The sequence below is a fragment of the Methanomicrobium sp. genome (assembly GCF_055145805.1).
On sequence record NZ_JBSREC010000035.1, the window covers coordinates 12,156 to 30,921 of the forward strand.

The window sequence follows — 18,766 nt, forward strand, 5'->3', positions numbered from 1 at the left end:
TTTTTCAGGCCATATATTTTGGATCAGCTTTCATGATCTCACGGCAGACTGTTGTTGCATAATGTCCGGGTGGAAGCGGGAATTTTAGTGTTATATCGTTTCCGTCTATAGATCCTGTAATCTCTGTTTTTAATCCGATCGGTCTTAAGGCACCCGTAAATCTTGCCCCGACGAGGTTTGAAATGTTTGAATATCCCTCTTTTGTGATCTCCATCTCTTCCATTATTTCGGATGCATATCTGTCCATATATCCTTTATGCTCAAAATCCTCCGAACCGGGCATGTAAATTGCAGCGATACATCTTCCTCTTTTTGCATGAATTGCTGCGGTTTTTACATTCTTCTCATCTACGATGTCTTCTCTGCCGTCCGGGAATATGAGTCTGTCTCCTATTTCAGGTTCAAAGATATCGCCTCCTGTCTTCTCGATTCTCAGACTTAATATTCGGTTGAAAAGGTATGACTGAAAAGCGCTTACAAACATTGAGAGAAGTTTTGGTGGAATTACAGCAAGTGCACCCTCGTAATCGCCGGGCTTTTCAATTAAATGGTGGAGCATCGAGCGTTCATAGTGCATATGTACAGGCATCAGGTTTAGTGCCTCTTTAGGATCTTCTGTTTCATCAAAGTATGCTCTTGCGGCTTTTGTCTCCTCATTTTCGCCAGCAAACGGGAATCCTGTATATTTCATGACGGCATCTTTGTAGTCCCCTTTTAGCATTGCAATTCCGACAATGTGGGATACAGGTCTTATCGTTCCGAAGCGCTGTATAGCGTAGTAGTTGGGAAGACCCTGTGCTGCTTTTGCCTTACACTCTTCGAGTGCGGAATTTAGATCCTCTCCTGTGCAGTCCCTGATTTTTATTTCAAAATTATTGCCCTTTAAAGTCCCGAGTGACATCTGCTGTCTTGCAGGTCCGAGAGGTTTTAGTTCTATATCCTTTAATGAGATTCGTTCAATATCCTCAGGTTTAACGCCGTATATGGAGATGAGCTGTGTTGTTACCGCACGCTTATCCTTGGTCCCGCCCCATGAAATTCGTCTGTGGCTGATACCAAGCCTTTTTGATATCTCTTTTGCCGCACGCTGAAGCTCCCAGTTTGTCTTTTTGAGTTCACATATGAGGTGCGGGCCTCCTGTGAGTTTTATGTCTGCAAAATCTTCATTTACAACAAAATCTTCCGGTGTTTTTTTGAGTATTCCTCCTGTTCCCTGACTGTCTGTAAGATAATATTCCATTCCGAGATTTTGTTCTGTTTCATAAGGACTTTTCATCATAGTAATGCAAGATCGCCTGTTAATTTATCAAGGTCTTCTGATTTTGCAGGGCCGAGTCCGAGGGCAGTCACTGTTCCCGGGTCAATTTCGGTCATACCTGCATCGGTTATAAGGGCAGTTGAAATTCCTGCCTGTTCTGCATAGGTCTTTATTTCGTAAAGCTGTCTTAGCGAGTCTGCTTTTAATGCAACTTTTTTCATGCCCTCTGCGTACCATTTTTTCTTTATCACCTTGTCGGCGTGCTCATATGAGATCACGGCGGCATGGGCTAACTGTGCACATTTTTTCCCGCAGCTCATTTTGACGTCGTTTCTGATTATGAGGCACTGTTTATATTTGAAATCGGGTTCTTCTCTCATTGTATGTATACCTGTTTGGGAAGTATTGCAGAAATAGGTATAACACACTGACAAAGTACTGGCATATTTTATACCTGTCCCTGTCAAATCTCTAAAAGCAGATGTATGACGTCATTGTTGCCGGCGGAGGCCCTGTTGGCAGTTCGGCAGCCCGTTTTTGTGCAGAAAACGGCTTAAAAACACTTCTTATAGAGGAGCATTCCGAATTTGGGAGACCTGTGCAGTGTGCCGGACTTTTAAGCAACAATGCCTTTTTGGAATGCCGTGTGTCAGAAAGAAGTGTCTTAAACACAGTAACCGGTGCAAAAATAATATCCGGCCTGGGGAGCGAGCTTGCATTTGATGCGGGAAAGATAAAGGCATACGTTGTTGACAGAAGTGCACTTGACAGGGAGATGGCCGTTAATGCCGCAGACTGCGGTGCAGATATAAAACTTAAAACATCTGTAACAAATTATCGCGACTCCGAAGTTATAACGACAGGCGTGAATGGAAAAGAGTCTTTTAAGTCTAAAATAGTGATTGCGGCAGACGGGCCGCGATCAGTTTTTTCCAGAATCCTTGGTATGAAAAGACCTCCTGTTGTTCTTTCAGGAATACAGGCCGATATTCCTCATGAGATGCCGGAAAACTTAGTGGAGCTTCATCCTTACGCATCGCCCGATTTTTTCGGATGGGTGATTCCTGCAAATAAAGGATTTGCAAGGGTGGGACTTTGCGGTGAGAAGGATGTGTATGAGAGATTTCTGCGGTTTTCAAAAAAGTTTGAAAATTCCTGTGTGCATCTTGTAACAGGCACAATTCCTCTTGGGATTATGCCTAAGACATATTCCGGTAGGGTTTTATTCTGCGGCGATGCAGGAGGGTTTGCAAAACCCACATCAGGCGGGGGTGTCTATACCGGAATCCGGACTGCTCTTCATGCATCTGATGTGGCACTAAAGTGCTGTGAGTCAGACAGATTTGATGAATCTCAGATGCGGGATTATGAGAGAAGATGGAAATCTGATATCGGACGCGAACTTAAGGCCGGAATGGCACTTTACAGGATGAGGCAGAAAGTATCCGATGCTCAGATTGAAAGTCTTTGCAAGTGCATGAACTCTCCTGACATTCTGGATGATATAATAAAATACGGCGATATGGACAGGCCGCAAAAGATTATACGGAAAATGATGCTAAAACCTTCGGTTGTTAAAACTCTCGGGAGCATTGCTGCAGCAGAACTTAAAAACCTTATTTTTTAACCGATATAATTAAAAAAAATGATGTTTAATTAGAATTATTATGACAAGTCAGTTCGGCAGAGGTTTTATTACATGTATAATGCTGATATCAAAACATGTCAGTCTTCCTCCGGAAAGGGCATGGACCGGACTTGCAGATCATATGACTGAGGCGGTTTTGCCTGCTTCTTTTAAGGGAACGGAGGTAGATGAACTGTTTTCTCTTCTGCGTCAGAAGATCATGTGGCACCAGAACGGCTTAATGGACACAGATGACCTTGAGGGTGTTTACAAGACCCTTAAAAGGCTGGTCGTTGCGATAGACAAAGAGCTTGGAATAGATTCTCCCGAAGTTGGAAAATACGACTGAATTAAATTTAATAAAAAAACCTGATTTAACCTATAATTTTTCTTTTATTTCTCTGTCTGATAGGAATACGGGGATGTTTTAAGTGCTATCACACCATATTATATATGTGCGTTTTAGTCTAGATTATGTACTGATCTTCAACGAAAAAAAATTCTCATATAATGAGACTATTTTGATGAATATTCGGGATATCAGCTATTAATCCGGGGGATATATAAATTGGCAGATAACAGTTACGATGCATCACATATCACAATCCTTGAGGGACTTGATCCTGTAAGGGAAAGGCCTGCAATGTATATCGGCAGCACCGATGCAAGAGGTCTTCATCACCTTGTCTATGAGGTTGTTGATAATGCGGTCGATGAAGCCCTTGGTGGCTTTTGCGATCATATTAAAGTCACAATAAACAGTGACGGTTCGTGTACAGTCCGTGATAACGGAAGAGGTATTCCTGTGGACATGATGGAGGATCAGGGCGGAAAAAGTGCCCTTGAAATAGTCCTTACCGTCCTTCACGCAGGAGGTAAATTCGACAAGAACACATATCAGGTTTCAGGAGGTCTGCATGGTGTCGGTGTTTCTGTTGTAAATGCCTTATCTGAGAATTTAACGGCCGAAGTATACCGTGAAGGCAGAATTCATGAGATGTCTTTTGAAAGAGGAAACGTTGTATGCGGGCTTTCTTCCAGAAAGAATGCAGGCAGTGATGATTTCATTCATGGTACAATAATCACTTTCAAACCTGATCATCTTATTTTTGAGACTGTAAACTTCGATTATGACATTTTAAGCCACAGGATGCGTGAACTTGCGTTCTTAAACAAAGGGCTTAAAATAGAGATATCCGATGAGAGAAACGGTTACAATGATACATTCCACTATGAAGGCGGAATATCCGAATTTGTAAAATATATTATCGCCGGAAAGGAGACTGTTCATCCTGATGTGATAAATCTCTGTACAAAGGATGAGATAAGCAAGGTTGAGGCTGATGTATCCCTGCAGTATTCTGCTTCATACTCTGAGAATGTTTTGACGTTTGTAAACAGTGTCAATACAAGAGAAGGGGGTACTCACCTTGAAGGATTCAGAAGTGCTCTTACAAGGACAATAAACAAGGTTGCAAAGGAGAATAATCTTCTGAAGGGAATTGATGCCACACTTAAGGGTGAGGATGTCCGTGAAGGTCTCAATGCAATTATCAGCGTAAAGATAGCAGAGCCTCAGTTTGAGGGGCAGACCAAGATGCGTCTTGGAAACAGCAATGTGAAGGGTATTGTTGACTCTCTTGTTTATCAGTCGCTATCAGAGTACTTTGAGGAGAACCCGAGGGTTATTCAGGCGATTGTTGAAAAGGCACTGACAGCAGCAAAGGCAAGGGAGGCTGCAAGAAAGGCACGTGAACTTGCAAGAAGAAAGAGCACGCTTGAAGGCAGCGGTCTTCCCGGAAAGCTTGCGGACTGCTCAGAGCGTGACCCTGCAAAGAGTGAGATATATATCGTGGAAGGAGACTCTGCGGGAGGTTCTGCAAAGCAGGGCAGATCCCGTCTTACCCAGGCGATACTGCCTCTTAAGGGAAAGATTCTCAATGTTGAGAAGGCAACTCCTCATAAAATTCTGAAAAATGCCGAAATTCAGACTCTGATATCTGCAATAGGATGCGGAATCGGCGAAAATTTCAATGTCGAAAAGGCACGTTACCACCACATAATTCTGATGACTGATGCGGATGTTGACGGTGCACACATATGCACTCTTCTTCTGACCTTTTTCTACAGATATATGCCGCAGCTCATTGATAACGGATATATCTATATCGCACAGCCTCCTTTATACCGGATTGCAAAGGGTAAAAGGGAAGTTTATGCATATCGTGAGGACGAGATGAGAAAGTTCCAGGAGGAGTTTGGCGAGAAGGGAACTTCGATTCAGAGATATAAGGGTCTTGGTGAAATGAATGCAGATCAGCTCTGGAATACGACCATGAATCCCGAAACACGGGTCTTAAAGAAGGTTGATGTTATGGAAGCAAGTTATGCGGACGAGATTTTCTCAAAACTTATGGGGGATAATGTTGAAGCCCGCCGTGAATTCATATACCGCTACGGAAAGGAGGTGACAAACCTTGACATCTGAGCAGTTTAAACCAGGTGAAAGAAGGATCATTCCGGTAAGCATAGAAGAGGAGATGAAATCCTCATATATTGACTATGCGATGTCTGTTATAATCGGTCGTGCTCTTCCTGATGTAAGGGACGGCTTAAAGCCTGTTCACAGGCGCACGCTTTATGCGATGGGTGAGATGGGAAACACCCACGATAAACCGTATAAAAAATGTGCACGTATTGTCGGAGAAGTAATGGGTAAGTATCACCCGCATGGTGATGCTTCAATTTACGATACTCTTGTCAAGATGGCACAGCCTTTCTCGTACAGGCATACTCTTGTTGACGGTCAGGGAAACTTCGGTTCAATAGACGGGGACTCCGCGGCTGCGATGCGTTATACCGAGGCAAGGCTTGATCCGGTATCTGAGGAAATTCTGGCAGATATTGACAAGGATACTGTCGATTTCAAACCCAATTTTGATGAATCCATAAATGAGCCTGTTGTTCTCCCTTCAAAGGTTCCGAATCTTCTGGTAAACGGTTCAGAAGGTATTGCAGTCGGTATGGCAACAAAGATGCCGCCGCATAACCTGGGAGAAGTCTGCAATGCAGTATGTGCCACAATAGACTGCCCTGAAATATCTATATCAGAACTTATGGAGCATATGCCCGGTCCTGACTTCCCTACAGGTGGAATAATTCTTGGAAGGAGTGGCATTGTAAACGCTTATACCGAAGGCCGGGGCAAAGTCAGGGTTCGCGGAGTTGCCGAGATAGAAGAGTCCGGTAAAAAAGAGAGGATAATAATCTCGGAGATTCCCTATCAGGTCAACAAGGCAAGGCTCATAGAACAGATTGCAGACCTTGTCAAGGATAAAAAAATAGACGGCATATCTGATCTCCGTGATGAGTCGGATAAAGACGGAATCCGTGTTGTTGTTGAGCTTAAAAAAGGAATTGTTCCTCTTGTTGTCTTAAACCAGCTGTACAAGCATACCCCGCTTGAGACAACATATGGTGTAATCAATCTTGCAATTGTCAACAGGCAGCCGAGATATCTCAATTTAAAAGAAATAATATCTGAATTTTTAAAGCACAGAAGAGAAGTAATCTGCAGAAGAACTGCCTTTGATCTTAAGAAAGCTGAAGACAGGCTTCACATATTAAAAGGTCTGCTTTTAGCGCTTGACAACATTGATGCGGTTATTGCGACAATCAGGGGCTCTTCCACAACCGAGGAAGCGGCACTTAAGTTAATTGAAAACTTTGGTCTTGATGCAATTCAGGCCGATGCAATATTAAAGATGCAGCTTCGCCGTCTCGCAGCACTTGAACATAAGAAGATAACTGACGAGAGAGACGGAATTTTAAAAGAGATTGACAGATTAAAGCTCATAGTCTCTGATGATGCTCACATTTTTGCCGAAGTTAAAAAGGAAACCCAGGAGATTGGTCAGAAGTATGCAAACGAGAGGAGGACTAAGATAAGCCATGATGTGAGTGATTTTGATAAAGAGGACCTTATAGAAAATAAGCAGGTTTTGGTCTCACTTACATCTGATAATTACATCAAGTCAATGCCTCTTGACACATACAAGGGTCAGCACCGCGGAGGACGCGGCATTGTCGGAATGTCGACAAAGGAAGAGGACTTTGTGAAGAATGTCTTTGTCGCATCAACGCATGACTATCTGTTATGCTTCACATGCTCGGGACGTATTTACTGGCTTAAGGTTTATGATATTCCCGAGGCAACAAGACAGAGCAGGGGAAAAGCAATCGTCAATCTTCTGAACTTAAATGACGAGAAGGTTACTGCTGTAATTCCTGTCTCCACCTTTGTTGAGGACAAATATTTCCTGTTTGCAACAAGGCACGGCATGATTGTAAAGATACCGCAGCAGGAGTTTTCAAGGCCAAGACTGACCGGAATCAATGCAATTACATTGCGTGATGATGACGAGCTTGTTGATGTAAAGGAAGTGGAAGAATCAGGCGAGCTTGTAATTACGACCAGATTTGGTCAGAGTCTCAGATTTAACCTGAGTACTGTTCCTTTAAGGCACAGAAACGCACTCGGTGTCAAGGGTATTAAACTTCGCTTCCAGGATGTCTTACAGGATATTACAGTTGTTGAAAAGGATCACCTGCTGACGCTTACCGAGAAGGGATATGGCAAGAGAACCGAGTTTGACGAATTCAGGGGTCACGGCCGTGCAACAATGGGTGTTAAAAACATCCAGGTTGATATTTCAGGTGGAATTGTCTCATCAAAGGCTGTAAATGACACTGATGAGGTGATTTTAATGAGCACTTCAGGTATTGTAATCAGGACAAAGGTATCCGAGATCTCAGTTCAGAAACGTGGTACAAGAGGTGTCCGCATAATGAAACTTGATTCAGGTGACAGTGTTGTCGGCTTTGCAATTCTTGAGGCAGGAGTTGCAGGGGATGATGAGGAAGATTTGAATCAACAGGATCCTGGCAGTCAGCCTCCTGTTCCTGATGAGGAATAAACAAACCACTTTTTTTTGCTAAAATAATTTTTAAACAGCAGTATTATTATATTTCCCAATCCTAAATGGAAACCATGGATAAAGGAAAAATAACGGTGATTATTCTGGTAATTGCCCTTATTGCATGCGGGGGATATATATTCTTTAAAAATTACCCCGGACTTTTTAACCCGGGTTCTGCAGGGGCGGTTTCTGCGGAGGATAACAGTGTTGTATATCAGACAACAGTGCCTGTCACCCAGTCTTCTTCAGAGGAGTCTGTGACACAGTCTTCTGTGAGCTATGTTCATGCCGGTGAGGTTTATGCAACGCCTTCTGCGATAAAGAGTATGGATCTCTATGTAGAACCTGTTGACTGGGACTCTGTAATCGGAAATGACGGTGTTGTAATACATTTCTGTTTCTATGATGAATATGGAAGAAAAGTGATATTTTATGGAAGCACTCTCGACTGTGAGGTAGATATTCTCACTCCCCGGACAGATACCTTAATGCGGAGTGTAAATCCGAGAAAAGTTCTTTATAAGGGATATACGTCAATTACCAGCTCTGATCAGGGTGAGGGCGGCCCTCTTGCAGGCATAAGGGTTGCATACAGTGATCTGAATCTGGGTCAGTATGACAGGGGAATCGGGCAGATTAAGATTAAGGCATCTCTTCCTGCCGGAGGGACAATTACAGGCGAGGAAACATTTTTGTACACCAAGCATTAAGCATAATTCATTATGCTGTCTGTATATGATGAGACAATAACAGTAATGACACACGGGGAAGGGGATATTATTAATTTATCTCCTTTGATTTCTGTTGTTGTAAAAAAAAGCGGTATAAAAAAAGGTACCCTAAATATTTTCTCAGTTGGTTCAACTGCCGCAGTTACAACGATAGAATACGAGACAGGTGTCTTAGAAGACTTTAAAAGATCATTATCCTCACTTGCGCCGGAGAATATATCCTATAAACATGATAAGGCATGGGGCGACGGAAACGGCAGGTCACATGTAAAGGCGGCTTTTATCGGCCCCTCACTGACAGTGCCTGTAAGAGACTGCCTGCCTGTTTTTGGTACGTGGCAGCAGCCTGTGCTTATTGAACTGGATACAAGAAGCGAAAGGAAGAGAAATATTCATTGCACTATAACGGGATTTGTTAAAAATTAGGTAAAATTTAACAATATTCTTCCGGACTTTCCGGTTTAAACATCGCAGTTGTTCGTTTCCTGACTGAAAATATCAGTCTGTCATCATCAGATCGTGGTGAAATATTTGTTTCATGCACGTTTTAGTCAAGAGGTAATGTTTCGAGTTGTGATACTAATTCCCAGATGCGTGTTCTTGCATGAACAGGCATGTTTGGATCGTTTGAGACCTCATCGATTATAGAAAGTGCTGTTGCAGCACGCATTCCAAGGCCCTGTGAATTGTCCGTAAGAACCTTTTTGGTCTCATCTGCCACTCTTCTGATATTTCTGGGTATTGTTGTATCATCCACGATTGCCTGAAGCATCTGAATACTGTAATTTATTGTGTTTTGAGGATCTGCCATTTAACATCACCATCCTATTATTAATTTAGGTACCGGCATATATAAGGTGAACTAGATTTGGTGAATATATTATGAGAAATCCTGAGGATATAATGGCCGGTTACCTGCTAAAAGGCGGGAAAATGCTGGAGAAAGCCTGTCCTGAATGCGGATCGCCCCTTTTTACAGTTAAAGGAGAGACTTTCTGTGTCGTATGCAGAGAGAATAGTGCAAAACAAACTCCCGCGCCACTAAAATCTGCTGTTAAAGATGAGGAAATACCGGTGTTGTCATCAAAAACCCCAAAAAGCTCTCTGGAAAACCCTGCCGGAGATACAATATATGAAGAACTGGGATCAGCTATAATTTCCCTGTGCGGGCGCATCAAAAATGAAAACCGCCCCGAAGACTGTCTTGTATTAATGGAGTCTGTAAGTGTTGGGATAGATGCCTTAAAAAAGCTTTAATATTTTTTTAAATTTAAATCCGGGATTTTTTATTTAATAGACGTTTCTGCAAAGTTCATAGATCTGTTTTGCAGTCTTATCCCCTATTCCTGATACTGCCTTTAATTCTTCTTCTGATGCTTTTATGATATTTTCAAGCGTTCCAAAGTTTTCAAGCAGTATTCTTGCGTTTTTCATACCGGTTCCCGGAAATGATGAGAGGATGTATTCCATCGTCTCGCGTTTTGATTTGTATGATTTGTGGAAGTGGGGGGACTTTAAACCGCCGCTTTCGCTGTTTTCGCGGTTTGCAATTACAAACAGCATATCTGCAGTTTCCTGTGGATTTGCGGTGTGGAATATACTGACTCCGAGTCCTATTGATATTGCTGATAATGCTCCTCTTACTGCATTCGGGTTTATATTCCTCTGTGAGTACAGGTCATCCCCTTCAATTATTAAAACCGGCTTTAAAACGGCATCAGCCATTTTTTTAATCTGACCGAGGAGATCACGCTCCACAAGTGTATCCATAAAATCCCGTGTTGTCTTTCTTTCGACAAGTATTCTCTCACCTATGGCATAGTCCCCGTATTCAAGTCTTTTAAGTGATATGTCTGCACCTGACTTATGGAGGAATTCAACCACCTTTGACGGTCCTTCGCGGTCATCTGCGATAATCTGCGGCCCTTTTGATTCAAATGCTCCAATATTTGTCTGGCCTTGTTTCTGTGATGTTCCCTGAGTGATATCTGCAAAGGTGGTGTTCTGCTGACTCTTTGTTATGGAGGAGAGATTTAAAATCCCTTTTTTCATCGATTTTTCACGGGCGCGGCTTACATGTGTGAATGTCTCATCCGAGGTTCCTTTTGTGACCAGAACAATGATGCTTCCGTCACCGTGCCTTCCTGTCCGTCCTTTTCGCTGTATGCTTCTGATCTCGGACGGAACCGACTCATAAAATATCACAAGGTCTGTTGAGGGGACATCAAGACCCTCTTCACCAACTGACGTTGCAATAAGAAGCTTAAATTTGCCTTCACGGAAATCACAGAGGGTTTCTATCTGTTTTTTCTGGGAAAGTCCCTTTGATGAGTCTTTTGATGCCTGACCTATAAATCTGCGGTTTTCAATTCCTTTTTTCTCAATGTAATCAGACAGCAGACTTACAGTGTCACGGTAATTTGCAAATATAATTATCCTGCTCTCAGGGAACTCTTCAAGCTGTTTTTTAACGATTTCACAGGCAGTTTCAAATTTAGGGAGAAGTTCTCCTTCCCATTTGTCTGATTCTTCTATCAGGTTTACAAAGAGAGGATCGCGTGCAAGCCTCTGACTTGCCTTGCTGCCGGAAGGTGTACTGCCTTCAGCTGTAAGTTTATTGAGATATACTTTCAGGATCTCGCTTCCCTGCGATTCGGCAAGAGTGATTGCGTGCCGGATTTTCATAAGTTCGGCATGTATGGATGCCGCCATGTAGGCATCGGTATTTCTGTTCTGGATATTGCGCTGAATTTGTGCATTAATTCCGTTTAATGCTGTTATTGTCAGTTTGTCTGCAGAAGGAACAATGTAGCCTGATTCGCCCAGAAGAGAAAGTCTGTCCTCCGTTAACCTTTTGAGATTTATCACCGCAAACTCAAGCTCGGGAGGAAGTTCGACTTTGAAATATTTTACTTCCCTCTCATGGATGTAGGGTTTTACATCAGGGTCTGTCTCGGTTCTGGTCTCAACAATCTGAACCGAAAGATTCTGGCAGACTTCCATTAATTTTTCTTCTTTGCTCCCCGGAGATGCAGTCATTCCGAGAATTAACGGGTTGTCTGCCGTTTTCATGTATTCTTCGGCGATGAATGCATAAGCATAATTGCCGACAGCCCTGTGGCATTCATCGACTATTAAGAGAGATACGTCTTTTAAACTGTATCTTTTAGCAATAATGTCGTTTTTTATAACCTGCGGTGTTGCAATTATAACCCTTGATTTATTCCACATCTCACGTCTTTTTGAAGCATATGTCTCTCCTGTAAATAATTCAAATCCGGATAAATCACCTGATTTTGGTTCAATAAGTTTGTCTTTGAAAAGTTTGAGATGCTGGTCTGCAAGGGGCTTTGTAGGCGCAAGCATAAGCACCCTCCCGCCACATGATTTGAGTCTCATGGCCGAGCACAAAAGAGCCACAGCAGTCTTTCCAAGGCCTGTGGGCAGAACAACAAGTGTGTTTGCCTCGACTGCATGAAGAGCTATTGAAAGCTGGTACTGCCTCTCTTCAAGACTTTGCGGTTTGATGAGCGGATGTGTTATGTAATTCATCTGTATTCCTGTTCGAAATCACTGAGTGATTTTTCATAAAAACATGCGAAACCTGACGGTTTCAGCACTTTTTTTATTGTAAATCTTCAAATGAGATTCTGCCGTGGATAAGATTTCTGAGTATTTCGGGGATTTTTTCTGCTTCGCATCTGATCTGCTTCATTGAGTCGCGGTCACGAAGGGTTACTGTTTTGTCTTCTTTTGTATCATAGTCAATTGTTACGGCAAACGGCGTTCCAATCTCGTCCTGTCTTCTGTAGCGCCTCCCGATAGCTCCTGATTCATCATACTGGGCGATTAAGCCCTCATCCTGGATTGCATCCATAATATCTCTGGCGATTTTGTCAAGGCCGTCACGTGACATAAGAGGAAGAACAGCTGCCTGTACGGGTGCAACACCGGGCGGGATATGAAGAACACGTCTCATCTCGCCTTCGACCTCTTCCTCGTCATATGAATGCTCAAGAACGGAGTAGATTATCCTGTCTATTCCGTAAGAAGGCTCGATTACATGAGGCATTACCTCTTCTCCCCGGATTTCTTTTTCCTGTTCGCGGACTTCATATAGTTCGGGCGGAATAAGGATCTGTTTTCCGTCCAGCTCAATTTCGGCTCCGTTATCGCCGGGTGTTGATTCCAGGAGGGCATCTGCAACAGCCTTTGCCTTTCCCCTGAATTTAGGACCGAGTGCACCCATGTCAGGCACAATTCTCTTCTCCCATACTTTTTTCGGTTCGTCGTAGGGGATAAAAACAGTGAATGAATCGCCGCTCTCTTTTGAGTGTGCTCTTAAGTCATAGTCAGTTCTGTCTGCAATGCCTACGGTTTCAACCCATCCAAACCTTCCTGAGAGGACTTCTGCATCCCAGCAGTCGGTTGCGTAGTGTGCACGCTCATCAGGGAGATGCTGTCTGAATCTTATCTTTTCCGGGTCGGCACCGCATGTAATTAAAAAGTCGTGTGTAAGTGCAAGGTAATATGCCACATACTCGTTTGCAACAATTCCGGAGGATACCGCTTCTTTCATTGTGATAAGAAGAGGCTCCTCATCATTCTCCTGCTGTGAAATTCCCCTGAGAGGCACCATCCGTTCTGCATAGCGTTCAAAATTAGGGTGATCCTTCTGGTTTGGATGAACAAATATCTCAGCTTCTGCCTGGGTAAATTCACGAAGGCGAATCATACCCTGCCTCGGTGAGATCTCGTTTCTGTATGATTTTCCGATCTGAACTGCGCCAAACGGCAGTTTGTCTCTGTAGAAACGCAGGAGTCTTCCAAAGTCTGTAAAGATTCCCTGTGCGGTCTCGGGTCTTAAATATCCTGTCCTCTGACTCCCCGGACCGATTGTCGTCTGAAACATCAGGTTGAAGTAATATACTTCCGAACCCTCAAAAGTCTCCTCACATGCAGGGCATGGAAGATTTTTAAGAATCTCTGTCAGCTCCCCGAGGGGTTTTGTCTCGGCATTTTCGATGCCGTGTGCCTCGCAGACGTGATCTGCCCTGTGAAATTCTTTGCAGTGGGGGCACTGTATCATCTTGTCAGCAAAACCTCTGACATGCCCTGATGCTATGTATATTGACTCTTCACCGACAGTCGGGCATTCTATCTCAAAGTAACCCTCACGTGCCACATAGAAATCCCGCCATACATTCTCAACCTTTCTCTTCAGCATGGCGCCAAGCGGACCGTAGTCGATGAAACCGGCGACTGATCCGTAACACTCTGATGTGGGCCACACAAAGCCGCGTCTTCTTGCTAATTCTATTACTTTATCGTATATATCGGCCATTTTTATATCACTCAGACAGATTGCATTTAACTTTCTCTCTAATGCTCGGTTTTTTTAGATTATAGTTTATTCCGTTTCTTTTTTGATGCGGCAGTAAACAAAATTCTGACTTTTAACTGTTTTTTCTCCCGGAAAGAAACATCAGGGACTGCAGGGAAAAGATCAGATGTTCTTAGAAGTTTGTTTTCTTTACTTTATACTGTTTATAATTCAACCGGAGATTATAAAACTTATAATCACACATTTGAGTGCAAAGAAATCTGTAAAGGCAATATGCTTATATAGTGCTGAGAACATTATAAAGGGAAATCTGGATTGATCAATATGGCAGTAGCAAGAAAGAAAAAGAGAGTAAACACCTCTGACCGGAAAAAGGAGTTATTGAGCCTTTTTAGTACAATTTCCGGTAAAACAGAGATAGTAGAGCCAATGAAAAAGATTCACGGCACTTTGCGCGATAAAGATGCAATCGAGCGTGAAGTAGCTTTAATTATGCGTGAAATCCTTGATCAGGGTCATTTCAAGACAAAATTAAAACCACGTGATCTGGCATGTCTTGTATGCGGCTACTACGAGAATCGGAACGATACTGAAATTGCCCGTGAACTTGGTGATGAGAAACTTTCAAAGACAGTTGCAAGAGCCCGTGTAAGGCTTAAGCTGTTCCGTGATCTTGATTTTAAGATGCCTTTTGAGCGTAATGTTATGGAAGAACTTCTTGAATCAGGCAAAACAATGAAAGAGATAAGTGAAAAACTGGGAATCAGCCCGTCAACACTTCGTGAATATCGTCATGTTATTGAACAGGAAAAAGATATTACGCTTGATCCATTCCTTGAACGCATAAAAGATGTTATGGAAGATCGTGATCTGACAGAATCAATGACAGGGACGCTTGCAAATGACGGTCTTTCAGAAACTATTGATGCAACCGAAGCCGAACTTGCAGATATCTCTTAATTGGGATTAAAATACGAAAATATCTTTTTTGAGCGGAGATTTAGGGTCTCTCATTTTTGCCGGAAACATATCTGATATATATGTTCATCGATATAGTTTATCCTCAGGAGAGAGGCAGTGTCATCAGATATTCCCCGGAAAAAGTTCAATGCATATAGCATGATGGTTTTATCGCTGGTATGCATTGTTTCATTATCCGGATACATGGTTGTTGAGGCAAAAACCCCTGTAGTAACATCGCTTTACATTGATGGAGCCCCGCAATCCGTTATTTTTATTGCAGATCCGCATGTTCAGGAAAAAAATATTGGTCATCTTAAAAATGCAATTTCGATAATAAACAGTCTTAACCCTTCTGTAGTCCTTATCGGGGGCGATTTTGTGAATGGTGATGAGGAGAATTTCACACTTCAGAGTATCTGGAGTGAGATTGATGCTCCTGTTTATGCCGTTTTGGGAAACCATGATTATCAGTCAGGAATTCACGGGATAAACGGACAGTATAAGATGATTGATGTGGCTACAAAGACTGACAGGACAGTTGAGGGCTATGATATGAGTCCTCTTAATGATGAAACCACAAATAAGAAATTTGCCGATTCCCTTGAGGTAACTCTTGAAGAGAACGGCGTTAATGTTCTTCGAAATGAGTATGTGGATTTGGAATCCGGCGGAGTGCCTTTCAGACTGGTCTGTATGGATGACGGATGGGCAGGTATGGCAAGTCCGCCTGATGTGCCGGAATCTGATATGTTTACAATATATCTGATACACGAACCCGAGTGCAGGGCGGACTGGGACTGTGATCTTATTCTCGCAGGGCATACACATGGAGGGCAGTTTACACCGCCGTTTGTTCAGATATTAAATGAGAACGGGATTGTTGAATTAAGCGGATATTTCGAGTCTGAAACTCCTCTGTATATCACAAGGGGAATCGGCTCTTCGCCCCTTTTTGGAATTGAGATGAGATATCAGTCTGAGCCGGAAATAGTTGTGATAAATCCCCGGGCATCTGTCCCGGGCAGTGAGGTTTTAGACCTCTGATTTTTTTTAAGATATAATAAAAGAGGTAGAATTAATATAAAGGATATTTAATTTAAAATAATGAAAAAATCACTTTTTATTTGTTTATTTATTTCAATCACTATAATGATTTTATCTGCGGGATGTACCGGTTCTTTTGATTTTTCAGCTACAGGTTCTATTCCTGATAGTGACAGTGGTTCTAGTGAAAATTCAGCTCAGCCAGGAAATAGTGATTCAGTTGCAACTGAAAAACCACCGGAAGTAATCTATTCAACTGTTACTCCGTCTCCTGTTGTCGCAACCGAAAAATCTCAGGAAGTAATTTATTCAACTGTTACACCATCCTCCGTTGTTGCAACTAAAACATCATCTGAAGTAGTCTATTCAAATGTTGATGTGGCATCAAGTCTTACAGTTCTTGGTGATGTTTATGGAAATAGTACTGGTACATTTGGTGCATCAATTGATGGTATTAGATTTGTAATTGGTCTTAATGAAGGTCGAGCACCTGTCGATTTTTCAAATATAAACTTAAAATTTAATAATGCCGGAAATGTGAAAAATCTTGGCAAATCAGCCATAATTACAAGTCAATCATCTAATGTAGTAAATACATATCCTCAGATGCTTACAATGAGTGATTACACCTGGGGTATTATAGATATTTCAAACGGAGATAAAGGATCACTTCTTGAGAATAATGAACAATTCACAATTTATACAAAACTTTCATCTGATGCAATTGCAGCAAATGAAGCTTTCACTCTTGAAATAAAGCCACCTGTTGGTTCATCATATGCAATTAAACGCACAGCACCTGCAAAGATTCAAAAAGTAAACATCCTCTATTAATCCTTTTTTTTGAATTATAGAGAATTTAATAAAATATATTAAAGGCAAATATGGGCTTTGATATTAAAGATTTTAATTAGATAGCCTCATATGATTATTTGTTTTCAATTTTATTTTGTGTCAGATATTTGAATAATTTTGAAAAATATGTTTGATAAAAATTTATGGCAAATTTTATTAGTCTGGCTTTCTGATTCTAAGTCAGTATGAAACTGAAATTTCTCGGACATTCCTGTTTTTTTCTGGACGGTTCAAAAAAAATATTAATCGATCCGTTTATGCCTTACGGCGATTTCGGATGTCAGCCTGATATCGTTGCAGTGACTCATGCACATGATGATCATCTCGGGGATACAATTGCTCTAAATAAGCTTACAGTATGTCCGAACGAGCTTGCAAAGTATCTTTCACAAAAAGGTCTTGAGACGGAGGCTATGAATATCGGTGGTTTGGTATCTGTTGATTCTGTTAAGTTTACAATGGTATATGCATCGCATTCATCGGAGATTACTGATGGGGATATGAGATTATACGGCGGGCCTGCGTCCGGTTTTATAATAAATATTGACGGGGTTACAATCTATCATGCCGGTGATACCGGTCTGTTTTCTGATATGAAACTCATTCATGATATGTATCATCCTGATGTCGCAATTCTTCCTATTGGAAGCAGATTTACGATGGGACCTGATGATGCGATGGCTGCAGCGGAGTTTGTGGGGGCTCCTCTTGTAATTCCAATGCACTACAACACTTTCCCTGCAATAGAGCAGGATGCGGAGGCTTTTAAGTCAGCTGTAGAGAAGGTCACTGATATGAAGGTCGCGGTCTTAAAGCCCGGCGATGAGATTGATACAGCGGATTATCTCTGATAATTAAATACTGTTTTATATTTTTTTAAATGCCTGCGGATTTTTTTTAGATTATCCTCTTAAAAATACGGAAATTACTTTCTACTAATCCTGATCATATTAGACTAATGACTAAAATTCCTCTTAATGCAGCAGAAGAAATCGTTATCAGAAATATGTATCCTGATGAGATTGATACTGCAGTTGACCGGGCGGCGGCTGAGGGATGGAATCCGGGAATATATGATGGGGAGTGTCATTATGCCGTTGACCCTGAGGGCTGGTTTGTAGCCGAATATAAGGGAGATATGGCAGGGGTTGTTCAGTTTTCAAATTATGACGATAATTTTTCCTTCGGCGGCTTTCTGGTGGTAAAACCCCTGCTTAGAAATCTTGGTGTCGGTGATGCACTTCTTAAAGCTGCACTTTCACACACGAAGGGAAGAAACTGCGGGGCAGACGGTGTTTTTGAGATGCAGGATACTTACTCCCGAAAATACGGGTTTATTTTTGCTTATAGAAATATCAGATGGGAAGGTAATGTAAAAGGGGAACTTCATCATAGTCTCATAAAGGCAGATAAAATTCCGTTTGAAAAACTCCTTGAGTATGATACCCGGCACTTCCCGGCAGAAAGACGGACATTTCTTGAAAAGTGGATAAACCAGAAAGACTCAACCTGTCTTGTAAGCCTTGAAGGGGATGAAATTTGCGGTTATGGTATGATAAGAAGATGTGTTGTCGGCCATAAGATAGGGCCTCTTTTTGCTGACAATTGTGATATTGCAGAAAAAATTTTACTGGGGCTTTGTGGTTACGTAAATTGCGGGCCAGTTTATCTTGACACTCCCGAACCTAATTTGGAGGCGGTTGCACTTGCAAAAAAATACAATATGACGGAGGTATTCGGAACCGCAAGGATGTACACAAAAGAGATCCCAAAATTGCCTGTTGAAAATATATTCGGGGTTACTTCGTTTGAGATGGGGTGAATTTTGTTTTTTTGGGGTTAAAAAAAAGTTAAACTGCATATTTTAATCTTGCAAAAAAGCTTTTGAATTCATTTCTTTACCCTGTTCGTTTTAAAAACAGCCGGCATGAAAACTTAAATCTGCGATAATGCTTTTAATTTAAT

17 protein-coding genes are annotated in these 18,766 nt (G+C 42.0%); 12 read left to right on the plus strand and 5 right to left on the minus strand.

Annotation, left to right across the window (positions count from 1 at the left end):
• Positions 1–4 precede the first annotated feature (4 nt).
• Both truD and pth2 read right to left on the minus strand, forming a co-directional pair.
• Positions 5–1,279, minus strand: coding sequence for a tRNA pseudouridine(13) synthase TruD (truD, locus tag ACTB1O_RS02530; protein ID WP_462993563.1), 1,275 nt, complete (start codon positions 1,277–1,279; stop codon positions 5–7).
• Entirely contained in the window at positions 1,276–1,638 is a 363-nt protein-coding gene (gene pth2, locus ACTB1O_RS02535; protein ID WP_462993564.1) for a peptidyl-tRNA hydrolase Pth2, read from the minus strand. The genes truD and pth2 overlap by 4 nt, the downstream gene beginning before the upstream one ends.
• A gap of 101 nt (positions 1,639–1,739) precedes the next feature.
• Between pth2 and ACTB1O_RS02540 the strand changes: the two genes are divergently transcribed.
• The 6 genes from ACTB1O_RS02540 (at position 1,740) to ACTB1O_RS02565 (ending at position 9,021) form a co-directional block, all read left to right on the plus strand.
• Positions 1,740–2,885 (plus strand): geranylgeranyl reductase family protein, encoded by a 1,146-nt coding sequence (locus tag ACTB1O_RS02540; RefSeq protein ID WP_462993565.1) that lies wholly within the window; start codon positions 1,740–1,742, stop codon positions 2,883–2,885.
• Positions 2,886–2,925: 40 nt separating this feature from the next.
• Positions 2,926–3,234, plus strand: coding sequence for a hypothetical protein (locus tag ACTB1O_RS02545; protein ID WP_462993566.1), 309 nt, complete (start codon positions 2,926–2,928; stop codon positions 3,232–3,234).
• Between the two features lie 219 nt (positions 3,235–3,453).
• Entirely contained in the window at positions 3,454–5,373 is a 1,920-nt protein-coding gene (gene gyrB, locus ACTB1O_RS02550; RefSeq protein ID WP_462993567.1) for a DNA topoisomerase (ATP-hydrolyzing) subunit B, read from the plus strand.
• A complete protein-coding gene (gyrA, locus tag ACTB1O_RS02555) occupies positions 5,363–7,861 on the plus strand; it encodes a DNA gyrase subunit A (protein WP_462993568.1) in 2,499 nt (832 codons plus the stop codon). Before gyrB ends, gyrA begins: the two co-directional genes overlap by 11 nt.
• A 74-nt stretch (positions 7,862–7,935) precedes the next feature.
• Positions 7,936–8,574, plus strand: a complete 639-nt coding sequence (locus ACTB1O_RS02560) for a hypothetical protein (RefSeq protein ID WP_462993569.1) — start codon at positions 7,936–7,938, stop codon at positions 8,572–8,574.
• A 12-nt stretch (positions 8,575–8,586) separates the two neighbouring features.
• Positions 8,587–9,021: a secondary thiamine-phosphate synthase enzyme YjbQ gene (locus ACTB1O_RS02565; RefSeq protein ID WP_462993570.1), complete on the plus strand. Its 435-nt coding sequence runs from the start codon at positions 8,587–8,589 to the stop codon at positions 9,019–9,021.
• Between the two features lie 121 nt (positions 9,022–9,142).
• Here ACTB1O_RS02565 and ACTB1O_RS02570 read toward each other — a convergent pair whose 3' ends face one another.
• Positions 9,143–9,406 carry a UPF0147 family protein gene (locus ACTB1O_RS02570; protein ID WP_462993571.1) on the minus strand — a complete coding sequence of 88 codons (264 nt, stop codon included), beginning with the start codon at positions 9,404–9,406 and terminating at the stop codon, positions 9,143–9,145.
• A gap of 71 nt (positions 9,407–9,477) precedes the next feature.
• Between ACTB1O_RS02570 and ACTB1O_RS02575 the strand changes: the two genes are divergently transcribed.
• Positions 9,478–9,852: an Sjogren's syndrome/scleroderma autoantigen 1 family protein gene (locus ACTB1O_RS02575; protein ID WP_462993572.1), complete on the plus strand. Its 375-nt coding sequence runs from the start codon at positions 9,478–9,480 to the stop codon at positions 9,850–9,852.
• A 33-nt stretch (positions 9,853–9,885) separates the two neighbouring features.
• Here the strand turns inward: ACTB1O_RS02575 and ACTB1O_RS02580 are convergent, their stop codons facing one another.
• Positions 9,886–12,147: a DEAD/DEAH box helicase gene (locus tag ACTB1O_RS02580; protein ID WP_462993573.1), complete on the minus strand. Its 2,262-nt coding sequence runs from the start codon at positions 12,145–12,147 to the stop codon at positions 9,886–9,888.
• 73 nt (positions 12,148–12,220) lie between these two features.
• Positions 12,221–13,939, minus strand: a complete 1,719-nt coding sequence (glyS, locus tag ACTB1O_RS02585; RefSeq protein ID WP_462993574.1) for a glycine--tRNA ligase — start codon at positions 13,937–13,939, stop codon at positions 12,221–12,223.
• Between the two features lie 324 nt (positions 13,940–14,263).
• On the opposite strand from glyS, the gene ACTB1O_RS02590 reads away from it, so the two are divergent.
• The 5 genes from ACTB1O_RS02590 to ACTB1O_RS02610 all read left to right on the plus strand — a co-directional run bounded on the left by ACTB1O_RS02590 (position 14,264) and on the right by ACTB1O_RS02610 (position 18,623).
• Positions 14,264–14,899: a helix-turn-helix transcriptional regulator gene (locus tag ACTB1O_RS02590; protein ID WP_462993575.1), complete on the plus strand. Its 636-nt coding sequence runs from the start codon at positions 14,264–14,266 to the stop codon at positions 14,897–14,899.
• A 117-nt stretch (positions 14,900–15,016) separates the two neighbouring features.
• Positions 15,017–15,946 carry a metallophosphoesterase gene (locus tag ACTB1O_RS02595; RefSeq protein WP_462993576.1) on the plus strand — a complete coding sequence of 310 codons (930 nt, stop codon included), beginning with the start codon at positions 15,017–15,019 and terminating at the stop codon, positions 15,944–15,946.
• A 105-nt stretch (positions 15,947–16,051) separates the two neighbouring features.
• Positions 16,052–16,780 (plus strand): hypothetical protein, encoded by a 729-nt coding sequence (locus tag ACTB1O_RS02600; RefSeq protein ID WP_462993577.1) that lies wholly within the window; start codon positions 16,052–16,054, stop codon positions 16,778–16,780.
• A gap of 206 nt (positions 16,781–16,986) precedes the next feature.
• On the plus strand, positions 16,987–17,652 hold the full coding sequence (locus ACTB1O_RS02605) for a metal-dependent hydrolase (RefSeq protein ID WP_462993578.1): 666 nt from the start codon (positions 16,987–16,989) through the stop codon (positions 17,650–17,652).
• A gap of 107 nt (positions 17,653–17,759) precedes the next feature.
• Positions 17,760–18,623 carry a GNAT family N-acetyltransferase gene (locus tag ACTB1O_RS02610; protein ID WP_462993579.1) on the plus strand — a complete coding sequence of 288 codons (864 nt, stop codon included), beginning with the start codon at positions 17,760–17,762 and terminating at the stop codon, positions 18,621–18,623.
• Positions 18,624–18,766 lie beyond the last annotated feature (143 nt).

What these genes read in the sequence shown, in the direction of transcription:
- truD (WP_462993563.1), bottom strand. Translation starts at nt 1,279, where the DNA reads ATGATGAAAAGTCCTTATGAAACAGAACAAAATCTCGGAATGGAATAT.
- pth2 (WP_462993564.1), bottom strand. Translation starts at nt 1,638, where the DNA reads ATGAGAGAAGAACCCGATTTCAAATATAAACAGTGCCTCATAATCAGA.
- ACTB1O_RS02540 (WP_462993565.1), top strand. Translation starts at nt 1,740, where the DNA reads ATGTATGACGTCATTGTTGCCGGCGGAGGCCCTGTTGGCAGTTCGGCA.
- ACTB1O_RS02545 (WP_462993566.1), top strand. Translation starts at nt 2,926, where the DNA reads ATGACAAGTCAGTTCGGCAGAGGTTTTATTACATGTATAATGCTGATA.
- ACTB1O_RS02560 (WP_462993569.1), top strand. Translation starts at nt 7,936, where the DNA reads ATGGATAAAGGAAAAATAACGGTGATTATTCTGGTAATTGCCCTTATT.
- ACTB1O_RS02565 (WP_462993570.1), top strand. Translation starts at nt 8,587, where the DNA reads ATGCTGTCTGTATATGATGAGACAATAACAGTAATGACACACGGGGAA.
- ACTB1O_RS02570 (WP_462993571.1), bottom strand. Translation starts at nt 9,406, where the DNA reads ATGGCAGATCCTCAAAACACAATAAATTACAGTATTCAGATGCTTCAG.
- ACTB1O_RS02575 (WP_462993572.1), top strand. Translation starts at nt 9,478, where the DNA reads ATGAGAAATCCTGAGGATATAATGGCCGGTTACCTGCTAAAAGGCGGG.
- ACTB1O_RS02580 (WP_462993573.1), bottom strand. Translation starts at nt 12,147, where the DNA reads ATGAATTACATAACACATCCGCTCATCAAACCGCAAAGTCTTGAAGAG.
- glyS (WP_462993574.1), bottom strand. Translation starts at nt 13,939, where the DNA reads ATGGCCGATATATACGATAAAGTAATAGAATTAGCAAGAAGACGCGGC.
- ACTB1O_RS02590 (WP_462993575.1), top strand. Translation starts at nt 14,264, where the DNA reads ATGGCAGTAGCAAGAAAGAAAAAGAGAGTAAACACCTCTGACCGGAAA.
- ACTB1O_RS02600 (WP_462993577.1), top strand. Translation starts at nt 16,052, where the DNA reads ATGATTTTATCTGCGGGATGTACCGGTTCTTTTGATTTTTCAGCTACA.
- ACTB1O_RS02605 (WP_462993578.1), top strand. Translation starts at nt 16,987, where the DNA reads ATGAAACTGAAATTTCTCGGACATTCCTGTTTTTTTCTGGACGGTTCA.
- ACTB1O_RS02610 (WP_462993579.1), top strand. Translation starts at nt 17,760, where the DNA reads ATGACTAAAATTCCTCTTAATGCAGCAGAAGAAATCGTTATCAGAAAT.